The following is a 13,393-nucleotide window of genomic DNA, read 5'->3' on the forward strand; positions in this document are numbered from 1 at the left end:
GACCGGTCCCGATGTCACGTAACCCGTGGATCACCCATGCGGCCCTGCTGGGCTTCGCCCTGGGCGGCTTCTTCGACGGCATCCTGCTGCACCAGATCCTGCAGTGGCACCACCTGCTGAGCCTCGTGCCGGGGATGGAGGATCTGCGCCTGCAGATCCTGTGGGACGGCTGGTTCCATGCGCTGATGTATGTGCTGGCAGCCGTGGCCCTGTGGGGCCTGTGGCGGGCGCGGCACCGTGCGGCGGGGCTGAACGCCACGGGCGGCGCGCTGCTGGCGGGCTTCGGGGCCTGGCACATGCTGGACGGCATCCTGTCGCACTGGCTTCTGGGCATCCACCGGATCAAGCTGGACAGTCCGGCTCCGCTGGCCTGGGATCTGGCCTTCTTCCTGTGTCTGGGGCTGCTGCCGGCGCTGCTGGGCTGGTGGCTTGGCCGCAGGCCGGACGCGGGCGGCGCGCCCCCGCGGTCACGGTGGCGGTTCTGGCCGCGATCGGCCTCGGCGCGGGGCTGTGGGCGGCGCAGCCTCCGGCGGGCCAGGCCTTCGCCACCATCGTCTTCGCCCCCGGCGTGCAGCCGGCGGCGGCGCTGGAACGGGCGGGCTTCGCGCCCTCGGACGTGATCTGGTCCGATCCGGTCTCGGACGTCACCATTGCCCGGCTGACCACCGGCGATCCCTGGCGGCTGTATCTGGCCGGGGCGCTGCTGGTCAGCGGAACGGGCGTTCCCGCCGGGTGTTTCAACTGGACACGCGTCTAGCCGCCCGCAATCAGGAGAGCTTCATGACCCTTGCCCTCATCACCGGCGCGTCCAGCGGCATCGGGCTGGAACTGGCCCGCATCGCCCGCGCCGACGGACACCAGGCGATCATGGTCGCCGACGAGCCCGCCATCCACCAGGCCGCCGCCGGCCTGGGGGCCGAGGCGGTCGAGGCCGACCTCGCCACCCCCGAAGGCATCGCCGCCGTCCTGACCCATCTGGGCAGCCGCGACGTGGATCTGCTGATGCTGAACGCCGGGACCGGCCTGGGACACGCCTTCCTGGACCAGGATCCCGCCCGCATCGACCATGTGGTGATGACCAATGTCATGGGCGTGCTGCGGCTGGCCCATCCGATCGGCCGGCGGATGCGGGACCGCGGTCAGGGCCGGATCCTGATCACCGGGTCCATCGCCGGCTTCATGCCGGGCCCCTTCCAGGTGATCTACAACGCCTCGAAATCCTTCCTGAACACCTTCGCCGCAGGCTGGAACGAGGAATTGAAGGACAGCGGCATCACCGTCACCTGCCTGATGCCGGGGATCACCGACACCGCCTTCTTCGAACGGGCGGGCCTGATGGACACGCCGCTGGGCCAGATGAAGAACAAGGACGACCCCGCCAAGGTGGCCCAGGCGGGATACGACGCGATGATCGCGGGACGGGCGCAGATGACGCCGGGCCTGAAGAACAAGGCGCAGGCCACGCTGGCCGAGATCCTGCCCGCAGGCCTCGTCGCCCGGACGCATCGGCAGATGGCCAAGCCCGAAGACGAATGACCCCATTCCCGCCGGGCCGGATCCCGGCCGGCGGACAACCCCGTCCGGCATCGCCGGACCCCCTGACCAAGGAGAACATGATGCAGCGCAGAACCCTTTTCGCCGCCGGCGCCGTGGCCGCCGTGATGCCGGTCGCCCGGATGGCCTTTGCCCAGACCGCCGCCGCCCCCGACGCCGACATGCAGGCGATCCTGCTGGCCGGCAACTTCTCGTTGCTGAGCAGCCGCATCGCTGCCCAGAAGGCCACCGATCCCGCCATCCAGGCCTTCGCGACCCTCGAGGTGGCCGAGCAGGAAGCCGTCGCCCGCGCCTTCGGCGCCGCGCCCTCGGAACAGGTCTCGGCCGAACATGCCGCGCTTCTGGAACAGATGAACACGATGCAGGCCGGCGCCGAGTTCGACCAGCAGTATCTGGCCGCGCAGATGCAAGGCCACGAACAGCTGCGCGCCCTGAACGCCGCCTATGCCGAAGGCGGCGAGAACCCGATGGCGCGCGGTGCCACCATCGTGGGCGTTCCGGCGATCGATTCCCACATGTCCATGCTTCGGGCGATCAGCAGCCGGCTTGGCTGACATGACCGAAGCCTGGCTTTGCCTTGCCGGCGGGAATGCGCTTGGCGCATTCCATGTCGGCGCCTGGTCCGCCATCGAGCAGTCCGGCCTGCGCGTCACGCGCATGTCGGGCGCCTCGATCGGGGCGGTAGTTGCGGCCGTGGTGGCGGGCAACCCCCGAATCGGCGGATCGAGGCGCTGAACACCTTTCTGGCCCATGTGCGCCAGCAGCACCCGGTGGTGGGCCGGCGCGCGGCCGTGGCGGGGTTGCTGATGCGCGGCCATCCGTCGCTGTTCGTGCCGTCCTGGCCGGGCCTGTGGGAAATCCTGCCGGGGATGCCGCCGGACAAGTCCCAGTTCCGGCGCGGGCCGATGCGCCGCCTTCTGCAACGGGTCATCGACTTCGACCGCCTGAACGACGGCGAGATCGAGGTGACGATGACCGCCCTGGACGCCGAAACCGGCGAGATCCTGGACTTCCGGAACCGCGACATCCGCCTGTCGGTCGATCACATCATGGCCAGCACCGCCCTGCCGGTCCTGTTCCGCCCCGTGCATCTGGACGGCCGCGCCCTGCTGGATCCCGGCCTGTGCGAGAACCTGCCGCTTCGGCCTTTGCTGGACCGGCCGGGCGACGCCGCGATCATCGCGCTGGACCTGTTCGTGCAGCAGGGCCGGCTGAGCGAGACCATGGACGGCATCGCCACCCGCGCGCAGGAACTGTTCTTCGCCGGCCAATCCGCGCGCATCATCCGCAACGCCGATCTTCGCGGGCGCGACTTCCGCCACGTCGTGCTGACCGATCCCGACGACGAATTCGTCGGCAAGGCCTTCGACTTCAGCAAGGCCAACCTAGAACGCCGGGTGCAGCTGGGCAAGCTGCTGACCAGCCGCGCGCTGGCGGATCTGCACGCCGCGATCCCGGCACCCCCGGACCCCGCCCCCTGGAAGGAGTCTCAGATGATCCCGCCCCGTCTTCACGCCCAGCTTGATGCGGCTTCGGCCGCGGCCCTGCTTGTGCTGCCTTCGGCGCTGCAATGGCCCGCCCGGCTGGTCCGGCCGCTTGCGCTTGCCGGGCTGGGGGTGGCGGCCTATTCGCTGGCCACCCGCTATCGCGAGGATGCGGACGGGGGCGGCATCGACCTTGACCAGCACCGGCTGATCGACGCGGCGCAGGGCGCGGCCAGCCTGGCCGCCGGCCTTGCCCAGCGCGCCCCCGGTCCCCGCGCCTTCCTGACCGGCTACGGGCTCTTTTCGCTGGCGGCGGCCTTCCTGACCCAGCCCCAGGGGCCGCGCGGCGTGCCGCTGCCCGCCACCGCGGTCGCCGACGACATCGGTCCCGACCTGGTCCGGCTGCGCTGCGGCATCGTCAACGTGGCCTTCATCGGCGCGCCCGGCGCCGGCGACCGGGGCTGGTTTCTTGTCGATGCGGGTCTTCCGGGCTGCGGTCCCGCGATCCGCGCGGCCGCCCAGGACCGTTTCGGCGAGGCCCGGCCCGCGGCCATCCTGCTGACGCACGGCCATTTCGATCACGTCGGGGTCCTTGAGGATCTGGCCCGGGACTGGGACGCGCCGATCCTGGCCCACCCGCAGGAACGGCCCTTCCTGGACGGCACGCGGTCCTATCCGCCCCCCGCCCCCGAGGTCGGCGGCGGCAGCATGGCCGAACTGTCGCCGCTGTTTCCGCGCAGCCCGCTGGACGTGTCCGACCGGCTACAGGACCTGCCGGAGGACGGCACGATTCCCGGTCTGCCCGGCTGGCGGTGGATCCACACCCCGGGCCATTCGCCGGGCCATGTCTCGTTCTGGCACGAGGACAGGCGCAGCCTGATCGCCGGTGACGCCTTCAGCACCACCCGGCAGGAATCGCTGAGCAGCGCGGCCCTGCAGACCCCGCATCTGCAGGGGCCTCCGGCCTATTTCACCCCGGACTGGGACGCGGCGGGACAGTCGGTCCGAAGGCTTGCGGCGCTGCGGCCCGAACGGGCGATTCCCGGCCACGGCCATGCCGTCCAGGGGCCGGATTTCCAGGACGCGCTTGACCGACTGGCCCGAGACTTTGCCCGATGCGGCCTGCCCCGCCGCAGCCGTTACACCGCTGGTTCCCGCATCGGACAGGGCGCTGCCTGAGGGCTGACCCGGAAAGGCCAATGTCAGCCCGCGGGGAACCTTGGCCGGTCCGGGCCGTTGACCCTGCAGCCGGGCAATGTCCGGAACCCGCTGATAATGAAACGATCAGGAGATGACCATGACCAAGCTGCTTGCATCCACCGCCCTTGTCGCCATGCTGGCCGCACCCGTTGCCATGGCCCAGACCGCGACCGATACCACCACCGCGCCGGTAACCGATACCACCACCACCGCGCCCGCCGCATCCGGCACCATCGCGACCGATGCCACGACCACCACGACGATGCCCGCTGACGGCGCCATGTCCGACGAAGGCTTCGGCTATACCGCCCAGCCGGGCGACATGTCGGCGCAGACCTTCATCGGCAAGCGCCTCTATGCGGCGGAAGCCGAGATCGACGTGAACCCCACCTACACCGAAGTCGAGCAGGATTGGGAGGACGTGGGCGAGATCAGCGACCTGGTCATCAGCCAGGACGGTCAGGTCGAGGCGGTTCTGACCGACATCGGCGGCTTCCTGGGCCTGGGCGAACGCACCGTGGCCGTGTCGATGGACGACCTGCAGGTGATCCCGGACGGCGATTCCCAGGGCGAATACTTCATCGTCTTCACCGCCAACCGCGAAGCCCTGGAAGCGGCCCAGGAATTCGAATGGATGATGGACGAATAATCGCAGGCCTATCCAGCCGGAAAGGGCGCGCATCCTGCGCGCCCTTTTTGTTGCGCGTCAGCCGCCCAGGGCGATCCCCTCGCGCCGTGGATCGGCGCCCCCGCTCAGCCCGTCCGGGCCGATGACGATGCCCTGAAGACCAGAGGTCAGGTCGGTCTCGTTCAGGTCGAACCCCATTGCGGTCAGACCCTCGGACAGGGCGGGCGGCAGGCCCGGCTCGACATCCATGGGGCCGAAGCGGTTGACGATGTTGGGGGCGGCCGCCGCCTGCTGGATGTCCATGCCCCAGTCCAGATGGGCGATGATGGCGCGGGCGACATAGCCGATGATGCGGCTGCCGCCCGGAGAGCCGATCACCATCGCCGGGCGCCCGTCCCGCAGCACGATGGTCGGCGCCATCGACGACCGGGGCCGCTTGCCCGGAGCCAGCGCATTGGCGATGGGCCAGCCGTTCTCGTCATGGGTCTCGAAGCTGAAGTCGGTCAGTTCGTTGTTCAGCAGGAAACCGTTCGCCATGACGCGCGATCCGAAGCCGTTCTCGATGGTGGTGGTCATCGACAAGGCGTTCCCGTCCCGGTCCACGATCGAGATATGCGTCGTCGAGGGCAGTTCCGGCGAAGCGTCCTGCCCCCACAGCGCGGCATGGGACCAGCCGGGGCTTCCCGCGCTGACCTCGGGCAGGCTGTCGTCGCCGGCCAGCAGCCTGCCGCGCCCGGCCAGATAGGCGGGATCGATCAGGCCCTCGGTGGGCATGGGAACGTGGTCGCTGTCGGCCATGAAGCGGCCCCGGTCGGCAAAGGCCAGCCGCGACGCGTCGCCGATCAGCCGCCAGCTTTCCGGGCTTTCCGCCCCCAGCGCCGCCAGGTCATAGCCGCCCAGCATCCCCAGGATCTGGCCCACCGTCAGCCCGCCCGAGGACGGCGGCCCCATGCCGCAGACGTCGTGGGCGCGGTATTCGACGCAGACTGCCGGACGTTCCACCACGCGATAGGCCGCCAGATCCTGCAGCGACAGCAGGCCGGGATTGTCCGCCCCGCGCACGGCCGCGACGATGCCTTCGGCGATCGGGCCGTCGTAGAAGCCCTGCGCCCCTTCAGCGGCCAGCCGGCGCAAGGTTTCGGCATAGGCGGGGTTCTTCAGCGTCGCGCCGGCCGCGACGGGCTGGCCGCCGGGAAAGAAATAGGCCGCGGTCGCCGGATCGGCCTGCAGCGCCTCGCCCTCGGCCGCGACCAGGCTGGCCAGGCGGGGCGAGACGGCAAAGCCATCCTCGGCCAGGCGGATCGCGTCGGCGAACAGGCCCTGCCAGTTGGCGCGGCCCCAGCGGCGATGCGCGGCCTGAAGCAGCGCGGGCGTGCCGGGCGTGCCAACCGACAGGCCGCCCACCACCGCCTCCATGAACTCCAGCGGCTGGCCCGAGGCGTCCAGAAACATCGTCGGCCGTGCCGCCAGGGGCGCGGTTTCGCGGCCGTCCAGCGTGGTCGTCTCGCCCGTGGCGGCGTCATGCCAGACCAGGAAGGCGCCGCCCCCCAGGCCCGAGCTTTGCGGCTCGACCAGCCCCAGGACGGTCTGCACGGCGATCATGGCGTCCGCGGCGCTGCCTCCCGCCTCCAGCACCCGCGCCCCGGCCTGGACGGCAAGCGGATGGGCAGCGCTGACCATCCAGTTCCGGCCGGTGACCGGCCTGCCCTCGGCCTTGGCCGCCAGGGCGGCGCGGGCGGCATCGGTCAGCGGGCCGAAGGCGGCGTCCCCGTCGGCCTGCCCGGACGCCTGCCCGGTTGGGGCCTCGGGCGCCACCGCGTCGGTGGCCTGCTGGGCCTGCGCCCAGGCGGCGCTGCCCAGAAGCAGCGCGATCGCGAATGCCGGATGTCTCATCCTGTCCTCCCGTCATGGCTGGCGGAAGTCTGTGGCCCCTTCCGTCCCGGCGCAAGCGGCGATCGGCCTTCCGGCGGCGGGGACCGCCTCAGAGGGTTCGGCTTGCGGCCTGCCTGCCCAGGGGGGTGACGCTGGCGGGCTGGGGCGCGCGGACGGGCGCGGGGGACGGGGCGGGTTGCGCAGGGGCGGGCTGGGCTGGAACGGGCCGCCGGCCTGCGAAATGCATGATCGCCGTGGGGACCAGCGCGATCACGAAGATCAGCGTGACCACCAGGAAGCCGTCGCGGAAGGCCGCGGTGTTGGCCTGGATGACGACCGCCTGCCCCAGGAACTGCGTGGCTGCCGCCATGGCCTGCGTGTCGGGCAGGCCGGCGGCGTCTACCATCCGGCTGACCTGTTGCAAAAGCGCCATCGTCGCGGGATTGTCGCTGGTCTGCGTCGCGGCGAAGGCGTCGGCGTGAAGCATGGTGCGACGCTCCATGAACACCGACAGCAGGTTGACGCCGAAGGCGCCGCCCAGCTGGCGGATGAAGTTCATCGCCCCCGAACCCTGTCCGATCAGGTCGCGCGGCAGCGTCTTCAGCGGCCCCGCCGAGATCGCCGGGAACACGAAGCCAAGCCCGACCCGCGAGAGGATGGTCCACCAGGCCAGGGTCCAGAAGCCGGTGTTGATGTCCACGACCGAGGTCAGCCAGGACGACCAGGCAAAGACCACCATCCCGCCGCCGATCAGCAGCGCGGCGGGCAGCTTGTCCGACAGCCGCCCGGCCAGAGGAAACACCAGCACCAGCACGAAGCCCGACGGCATCAGCAGCAGCCCCGCCTGGGTCGGGGTCAGGCCCTGGATCGTCTGCACGAACAGCGGCAGCAGATAGGTGGATCCGAACAGACCCGCGCCCATGATGAAGGCGACGACGGACGCCGAGGCGAAGGGCACGTTGCGGAAAAGCCGCATGTCCAGCATCGGCTTCGCGCTGCGCAGTTCCCAGAACAGGAAGCCCAGCGCCGCCGTGGCGGCGATGGCGAACTGCAGCAGGATCGGATCCGAACCCCAGCCGAGCCGCTGGGCGTTGGTCAGCGCGTTCAGCATCGAGGCCAGGAACACCACCAGCAGCCCGAGGCCCACCCAGTCGAAGCCGGGTCGCGGCCCTTGGGCCTCGCGGCCGGGCACGAACAGGTTGGCCAGCACGATGGCCAGAACGCCCGGCGGCAGGCCGAGGTAGAACACCCACCGCCAGTCGAAGGCGTCGATCAGCAGGCCCCCGACCCAGGGCCCAAGCGCCGGGGCCAGCACCACGCCGATGCCGAAGATGCCCATTGCCGCGCCGCGCTTGTCGGGGGGAAAGACCCGGAACAGCAGGATCATGCTGAGCGGCTGCACGACGCCCGCCGCCGCCCCCTGGACCACGCGCGCAAGGGTGAGGATCCCCTGGTTCGGCGCCAGGCCGCCCAGCACCGATCCCGCCAGGAAGACCGCAAGGGCCACGTTCAGCGACAGCCGCAGCCCGAAGGCGCGGTCCGCCCAGTCGCCCAGCAGCATGGTCGCCGTCATCGCGGCCAGAAAGCCGGTGGACAGCCACTGCGCCTGCACGGCGCTGATGCCGAAGGCGCCCATCACGTCGGGAATGGCCACGTTGACGATCGTCGTCGACAGCACGACGGAAATCGTCGCGATCATCACCGTGCCGGTGGCATAGGCCCGATAGACCGGGCCGTAGCGCTGGAAGAACGCGTCAGTCCCCGACATCGATGCTCAGCACCACCATCATTCCGGGCGACAGCACCTCGCCTTCGGCGTCGATCGAGACCCGGATCGGCAGCCGCTGCGTGACCTTGGTGAAGTTGCCGCTGGGGTTGGGGCTTGGCAGCAGCGCGAACTGGCTGGTTGCGGCCCCGCCGATGCGCGCGACTTCGCCGTGGAACTCGCGCCCCGGATAGGCGTCCACGGTGATCGTCGCGGGGGCACCCAGCCGGATGTTGCGGAACTCGGTTTCCTTGACATTGGCATCCACCCAGACCTCGTCGGGCCGATGATAGATCAGAAGCCGCGTGCCGGGGGTGACAAGCTCGCCCTCGTCCACGAAGGTGACATCGACCACGCCATCGAAGGCCGCGGTCACCTGGCGTTCGCGCAGGTCGATCTGCGCCTGCGCGCGCTGCGCCTCCAGGCCGGTCCGCTGCGCGGCAAGGGTGGCGATCTGGCGGTCGATCACCTCGATCTGGCCGGTGTCGGACTGGACGATCCGCAGATTGGCCCGCGCGGTCTGGATCGCGGCGGCGGTGGCCAGTTCGTTCTGGCGCGCGGCATCCAGCCGGGCCTGGGCGTCCTCCTCGTCCTTGGGGGTGGCGATCTGCCGGCCCGCCAGCGTGGTGATTCGGTCGAACTGGCTCTGGGCGTTGCGCAATTCGGCCTCGCTGGCGGCGTGGTTCGCCTCGGCCGCGGTGATCTGGGCCTGCGCGGCGGCAAGGCGGCTTTCGATCTGGGACCGGATCATGTCCTGCTGGGCGCGCAGCTGCTGGATCTGCGCATCAAGCGCGGCGATCTGCGCCTCGGCGCCGGCCAGGGCCAGTTGGGCCTGCTCGGGATCGATGGAGACCAGCAGTTGCCCGGCATCGACCGATTCGCCGGCGATGACCGGCATCGCCAGCACCTCTCCGGCGACCTCGCTGGAAACGGTGACAAGGTTGGCGGCGATGCGCGCGTCGTCGATCGAGACCTGCGACCAGCGCGCGGCAAGCCAGCGGCCCCCGAAGACGGCCAGCGCCGCGACCAGGATCAGGATGATCCCCAGGCGCAGGGGCCGCGCCCGGCGTCGCGCGGGTGCGGCCGGCGCGGCAGGGGGCGCGGCTTCGGGCTCGGGTCCGGTCCGGCCGGGCTGGGGCGCTTCGGCGTCCTTGCGAAGTTCGGCGATCTTGTTCACTCGGTCTGCTCCAACCGTTCGACAATCCTCGAAAGCACCCGCCGGGCCACGGACAGGTCTTCCCTTGCGATGTCTTCCAGCAGTTCCCGGCGCGTCGCCTCGGCGATCTTGCGGATCTCGGCCAGAACCGGAGCCGCGGCCGCCGTGAGGCCGACGCGCTTGGCGCGGCGATCCTCGGGACAGGACTGCCGCTCGATCAGGCCCTGCGCCTCGAGCCCGTCCAGAAGCCGGACCAGCGTCGGCCCTTCGATCCCCAGGGACGCGGCCAGATCGCGCTGGGTGATCGCGTCCGCGCGCGAGAGTTCGAGAAGCGCCATCCAGCGTGCCTGGGTCAGCCCGACAGTGCGCAGCCGCGAATCCAGCCGGGTCCGCCAGCGCCTGGCGACCTTGCCCAGCTCCATCGCGAATTCCATCTCTTCGGACATAGACCCGATTGCAGGCTAATTGATAGGACGCTATCTAGGTGTCCGGCCCTGAATTTGCAATCGGAAATCCGTCAGAATGTACCGCACCATCCTGCTGGCCTATGACGGGACGACCGAGGGCCGTCTGGCGCTGCGGGAAGGGGCGCGGCTGGCGCAGATATGCCAGGCCCAGGTGGTGCTGCTGGCGGTGGTGGACACGAGCATCGGCCTGTCCATGGCGGGCGCCGCGGCGCCCTATGCGCCGCCCTACGACATGGACGAATACCGCAGGATCCTGGATGAAGGCCTGGCGCGGCTGACGCGGATGGGATTGTCCCCGCAGGCCCGCCTGGAAGTGGGCGAGCCTGCCGACCGGATCCTGGCCGTGGTCAGCGACCTGCGGTCCGATCTGGTGGTGGTCGGGCACCACCGCTACGGGTTCGTGCGCCGCTGGCTCAATCCCTCGGTGACCGCCGCGCTGGCGGACCGGTTGCCATGCAGCCTTCTGGTCGCGCGGCACGAGATCGGCGACGACGAGTTGTTCGCGGCGGCCGAGGCGGCGGCCGGCCCCCGGCCGCCGGAATAGGCGCGGCCCGCGGCCAAGGGTCCCGCCCGAGCGCGGCCCGGGGCGAAAAGCCGGTGCCGTGCCCGGCAGGGACGGGCCTGACGACCGGCCCGCCCCCAGGGGCCGATCATTCGGCCTTCACCTCGATCCGCTTCATTTTCGCCTGGGCTTCGGGCGTCTGCGGCAACCTGATGGTCAGCACGCCGTTCTTGAACGACGCGTCGGCCTTTTCGCCGTCCACGCCCGGGGGCAGCGGGATCGTGCGATAGACCGCGCCGTAGCTGCGTTCTGAAAGGTAATAGCCCTTCTTCTCCTCTTGCCGCTCGACCTTCTTCTCGCCCTTGATGGTCAGCATGTCGTCGGTCACCGAAACCTCGATGTCCTTCATCTCCATGCCGGGCAGTTCGATCGACACTTCGACATGGTCCTTGGTCTCCACCACGTCGGACCGGGCGTCGCCGGCGCCCCAGGGCCAGCGCAGGTCCCCGGCGCGCTGCCAGAAGGTCTCGAACACCCGGTTCATGTCGCGTTGCAGGGCAGCGATGGGATTGTCCTCGCCGGATTTGGGCTCTGGCGCGTTGTCCTTGCGCGCCCAGGGCATCAGGTCCTTGATCTGCATGTGACGATCTCCTCTCCTTGGATCAGAGTGGTCTTGCCTCAGGCCGCCTTGACGGCGATCTTCCTGGGCTTCGCCTCGGCCACCCGCGGCAGCGTCACGGTCAGCACGCCCTGCGCGACCTCGGCGCCGATCCTGTCGGGATCGAAGTCGTCGGACAGGGTGAAGGCCCGCTCGTAATCGCCCTCGCCGTATTCGGCATAGGCCAGTTGCAGTTTCTCGGGGGCGGTCGGGTGGACCTTGCCGCGGATGGTCAGGACGCGCTTCTCCAGGGTGACCTCCACCTCCTCGGCGGCGACGCCGGGCATCTCGAGCATCAGGGTCACGCCCTCGGGGGTTTCGATGATGTCCGCCAGCGGCCTGAAGATGCGGCTGCCGATGGTGGTTTCCGGCGTCTCGGCGGCGGTCTTGTCGGCTGTCTTGGTGATGTCCTTGCTCATCGCGTCCTCCAGCTTTCAGGCGGCCTTGATCTCGATCTTCCTCGGCTTCTCGTCCTCGGGCCGCCCAACGACAACGCGCAGCACGCCATTGGCCATGCGGGCCTCGACCTTGTCGCCGGCGGCGGCAAAGGGCAGCCGGATCGCCCGGGTGAACTTTCCGAAAGCCCGCTCCTGGCGGTGCCAGCGCGCCTCCTGCGGCAGGTCCGGCGCCCTGCGCTCGCCGCTGATCGTCAGAACGTTCTCGCGGACCGAGATGTCGATCTCGGCCGGATCGACGCCGGGCAGTTCGGCGGTTATCGCGATGGCCTCATCGCCCTGCCAGACATTCACGGCAGGAAACACGGGCTGCGCCGCGCCGCCGGGTGCGACCCGGTCGAAGTCGCGCAGCATCGAGCGCATGAGCGCGAACGGGTCGCTTCGCTGCATCTGCGTTGGAAACAGCATCGTCTCGTCTCCTTCTCGTCTCGTCACGAGCGCGACCCGGAGGCCGCGCAGAGATGAAACGCCCGAGCGGAGCGGACATGCGTCGGCGGTGCCGCGCATCGGCGGCGGCCGGAAGCCTGCGCGTCTGCCGATCGTTCCCTTGCGGCGAACGCCGGCGGTCCGCCAGTCGGCCGAACCTGCCGCGAGTCCTGAAACCCCCTGCGGGGCGTTTCACCCGCCGATAAAGGAAGCGTAATGCGGACTGTCAAGGGCTTTTCCGTGCAAATCCGGGGGCTTGCGGACGGACGGGCCGTCCCTGGGATGTGGCGCGCGACCCGGCCTTCGCAGGCGTCACCGGGCCGCGGCCCTCAAGACCAGGCCGGTGCCCCAGGGGTCGCGCAGCGTGATGCTGCGCGGATCCTGGCCGACCTCCAGGCCCGCGCCTTCGGCCCGGGCGGCGATGGCGGCCAGCGCTTGGGGATCGCGCAGGACGATCTCGACCCTGTCCAGCCCGCTGATGCCGCGGGGCCGCGGTCCGGCGCCCCGGCTGTTCCAGACGTTGCCGGCAAGCTGGTGGTGATAGCCGCCGCTGCCGTAGAAGCTGGCCCCGGGATAGCGCGTGGCGATGTCCAGCCCGAGGATGCCGGTGTAGAAGCGGTCGGCTTCCGCCGTGTCGCCGACCTGCAGATGCACATGGCCGATCATGCCCCCAGCGGGAAAGCCCGACCAGGTGGTGCCTCCGGCCTCGGCAAGCAGGTCCTGCGCGTCGAGAGGTTCGGTCGCCATGCGGATCGCCCCCGTCGCGTCGTGCCAGCCCGAGGTCGGCCGGTCGGCATAGACCTCAATGCCGTTGCCCTCGGGGTCGGCCAGATAGACGGCCTCGCTGACGATGTGATCGGACGCGCCCTGCAGCGCCACCCCGGCGGCGGCCGCATGGGCCAGCCAGCGGGCAAGATCGGCCCGCGACGGCATCAGGAACGCCGTGTGGAACAGGCCCGCCTGCCGCGGATCGTTCGGGGCCAGAGAGGGATCGCCCGCCAGTTCCAGAAGCGGCACCGCGCCGGTGCCAAGCAGCATGTGCCCGGCCCCCCTGTCCATCGGCGCCAGCCCTAGCACCGACTGGTAGAAGGCTGCGACCGCATCAAGGTCACGCACCGAAAGCCGGACGGTGCCGACGCGCATCGGTGCAGAGTGCATGTTGAAGGATTCCGTTCCGGTCATGATGACGCTCCGTTGCAGGGGGTGCGGCCGCGGGTCGCCGCCCG

The 13,393-nt window shown here is 70.2% G+C and carries 16 protein-coding genes; 8 read left to right on the plus strand and 8 right to left on the minus strand.

Features of this window, described 5'->3' with window-relative positions; genetic code table 11:
* The first annotated feature begins 11 nt into the window (after positions 1-11).
* The 7 genes from ACZ1HC_RS04040 (at position 12) to ACZ1HC_RS04070 (ending at position 4,887) form a co-directional block, all read left to right on the plus strand.
* Positions 12-620, plus strand: coding sequence for a DUF2243 domain-containing protein (locus ACZ1HC_RS04040; protein WP_472698867.1), 609 nt, complete (start codon positions 12-14; stop codon positions 618-620).
* Positions 617-757 carry a hypothetical protein gene (locus tag ACZ1HC_RS04045; RefSeq protein WP_472698868.1) on the plus strand — a complete coding sequence of 47 codons (141 nt, stop codon included), beginning with the start codon at positions 617-619 and terminating at the stop codon, positions 755-757. Before ACZ1HC_RS04040 ends, ACZ1HC_RS04045 begins: the two co-directional genes overlap by 4 nt.
* A gap of 23 nt (positions 758-780) precedes the next feature.
* A complete protein-coding gene (locus ACZ1HC_RS04050; protein WP_472698869.1) occupies positions 781-1,536 on the plus strand; it encodes an SDR family NAD(P)-dependent oxidoreductase in 756 nt (251 codons plus the stop codon).
* Positions 1,537-1,616: 80 nt separating this feature from the next.
* A complete protein-coding gene (locus ACZ1HC_RS04055) occupies positions 1,617-2,108 on the plus strand; it encodes a DUF4142 domain-containing protein (protein ID WP_472698870.1) in 492 nt (163 codons plus the stop codon).
* 1 nt (position 2,109) lies between these two features.
* Positions 2,110-2,289 (plus strand): patatin-like phospholipase family protein, encoded by a 180-nt coding sequence (locus tag ACZ1HC_RS04060; RefSeq protein ID WP_472700778.1) that lies wholly within the window; start codon positions 2,110-2,112, stop codon positions 2,287-2,289.
* A 17-nt stretch (positions 2,290-2,306) separates the two neighbouring features.
* Positions 2,307-4,217, plus strand: coding sequence for an MBL fold metallo-hydrolase (locus ACZ1HC_RS04065; RefSeq protein ID WP_472698871.1), 1,911 nt, complete (start codon positions 2,307-2,309; stop codon positions 4,215-4,217).
* Between the two features lie 118 nt (positions 4,218-4,335).
* Positions 4,336-4,887: a PRC-barrel domain-containing protein gene (locus ACZ1HC_RS04070; RefSeq protein WP_472698872.1), complete on the plus strand. Its 552-nt coding sequence runs from the start codon at positions 4,336-4,338 to the stop codon at positions 4,885-4,887.
* A 57-nt stretch (positions 4,888-4,944) separates the two neighbouring features.
* Here the strand turns inward: ACZ1HC_RS04070 and ggt are convergent, their stop codons facing one another.
* From ggt to ACZ1HC_RS04090, 4 genes are all read right to left on the minus strand, one after another.
* Positions 4,945-6,759: a gamma-glutamyltransferase gene (gene ggt, locus ACZ1HC_RS04075; RefSeq protein WP_472698873.1), complete on the minus strand. Its 1,815-nt coding sequence runs from the start codon at positions 6,757-6,759 to the stop codon at positions 4,945-4,947.
* 88 nt (positions 6,760-6,847) lie between these two features.
* The gene (locus ACZ1HC_RS04080) at positions 6,848-8,506 is read right to left on the minus strand and encodes a DHA2 family efflux MFS transporter permease subunit (RefSeq protein WP_472698874.1); all 1,659 of its coding nucleotides are present in this window, start codon (positions 8,504-8,506) and stop codon (positions 6,848-6,850) included.
* The gene (locus tag ACZ1HC_RS04085) at positions 8,493-9,680 is read right to left on the minus strand and encodes an HlyD family secretion protein (protein ID WP_472698875.1); all 1,188 of its coding nucleotides are present in this window, start codon (positions 9,678-9,680) and stop codon (positions 8,493-8,495) included. Before ACZ1HC_RS04085 ends, ACZ1HC_RS04080 begins: the two co-directional genes overlap by 14 nt.
* The gene (locus ACZ1HC_RS04090; RefSeq protein ID WP_472698876.1) at positions 9,677-10,105 is read right to left on the minus strand and encodes a MarR family transcriptional regulator; all 429 of its coding nucleotides are present in this window, start codon (positions 10,103-10,105) and stop codon (positions 9,677-9,679) included. Before ACZ1HC_RS04090 ends, ACZ1HC_RS04085 begins: the two co-directional genes overlap by 4 nt.
* 76 nt (positions 10,106-10,181) lie before the next feature.
* On the opposite strand from ACZ1HC_RS04090, the gene ACZ1HC_RS04095 reads away from it, so the two are divergent.
* Positions 10,182-10,670 (plus strand): universal stress protein, encoded by a 489-nt coding sequence (locus ACZ1HC_RS04095; protein WP_472698877.1) that lies wholly within the window; start codon positions 10,182-10,184, stop codon positions 10,668-10,670.
* 106 nt (positions 10,671-10,776) lie between these two features.
* Here the strand turns inward: ACZ1HC_RS04095 and ACZ1HC_RS04100 are convergent, their stop codons facing one another.
* The 4 genes from ACZ1HC_RS04100 to ACZ1HC_RS04115 form a co-directional block, all read right to left on the minus strand.
* Positions 10,777-11,268: an Hsp20/alpha crystallin family protein gene (locus ACZ1HC_RS04100; protein WP_472698878.1), complete on the minus strand. Its 492-nt coding sequence runs from the start codon at positions 11,266-11,268 to the stop codon at positions 10,777-10,779.
* A 38-nt stretch (positions 11,269-11,306) separates the two neighbouring features.
* Positions 11,307-11,705, minus strand: coding sequence for an Hsp20/alpha crystallin family protein (locus ACZ1HC_RS04105; RefSeq protein WP_472698879.1), 399 nt, complete (start codon positions 11,703-11,705; stop codon positions 11,307-11,309).
* A 15-nt stretch (positions 11,706-11,720) separates the two neighbouring features.
* Positions 11,721-12,248, minus strand: a complete 528-nt coding sequence (locus ACZ1HC_RS04110; protein ID WP_472698880.1) for an Hsp20/alpha crystallin family protein — start codon at positions 12,246-12,248, stop codon at positions 11,721-11,723.
* A 231-nt stretch (positions 12,249-12,479) separates the two neighbouring features.
* The gene (locus ACZ1HC_RS04115; RefSeq protein WP_472698881.1) at positions 12,480-13,349 is read right to left on the minus strand and encodes a VOC family protein; all 870 of its coding nucleotides are present in this window, start codon (positions 13,347-13,349) and stop codon (positions 12,480-12,482) included.
* Between the last annotated feature and the right edge of the window lie 44 nt (positions 13,350-13,393).

The sequence above is a fragment of the Paracoccus sp. BR5-17 genome, from assembly GCF_055693925.1.